General features: G+C 60.2%; 1 protein-coding gene. It reads left to right on the top strand.

Going from position 1 to position 761, the window contains the following annotated elements:
• Nucleotides 1-40: 40 nt before the first annotated feature.
• Nucleotides 41-761 (top strand): IS6 family transposase (locus tag P0D73_RS46595; RefSeq protein ID WP_408436491.1); only part of this gene is annotated, 721 nt, incomplete at its 3' end.

The following is a 761-nucleotide window of genomic DNA, read 5'->3' as shown; positions in this document are numbered from 1 at the left end:
GGCAATGTCAAGTTGAGCTGGGCGCCGGGTAAGATGGGGCATGAAAAAGAGCAAGTCACCTTACTATGGTTTTCGATTTCCGGCGGCGGTCATTAGTTGCGCGGTCCGCTGGTACTATCGCTTCAACCTGAGCCTTCGTGACATCGAGGAGTTGTTGCTCGAGCGCGGCGTGAGCGTGAGCTACGAGTCAGTGCGCAACTGGTGCGACCGGTTCGGCACACGGTTTGCGCGTCGCGCGAAGGCTGCGCGTGTCAGGCCGGGCTCGACATGGCACCTCGATGAAATGTTCGTGACGCTGCACGGCGATCCCTACATGCTGTGGCGTGCAGTCGACGAACACGGCGCAGAACTCGATATCCTGCTGCAAAAGCGTCGTGACAAAGATGCGGCCGAACGGTTCCTCAAGCGCGTACTCCGCTCGCATCCCGTGCCACGCAAGATCGTCACTGATCAATTGCGCAGCTACGCGGCGGCCAAGGCCGAAATTTCCGAGCTAGCCAGCGTGAAGCATGTGTTTGTCAAGGCAGCCGCCCGGCTAAACAATCGCGCTGAGAACAGTCATCAGCCCACACGTCGACGCGAGCGCCAAATGCAAGGCTTTCGTGACCCGAGGCGCACACAGCGCTTTCTCTCCAGCTTTGGCCCGATCCGCCAGCACTTCGCCTTGCCACGGCACCGGATGAACGCCGCATGCCATCGCACCGAACTGAAGGCGCGTCTGCTCGCATGGCAGGAATGGACGGGTGTGAAAGCTTCTCAGG

Source organism: Paraburkholderia sp. RL18-101-BIB-B (genome assembly GCF_046026985.1).
Classification (GTDB): Bacteria; Pseudomonadota; Gammaproteobacteria; order Burkholderiales; family Burkholderiaceae; genus Paraburkholderia.
The sequence above is the reverse complement of the archived record's forward strand: the minus strand, read 5'-3'. Positions and strand labels throughout refer to the sequence as shown.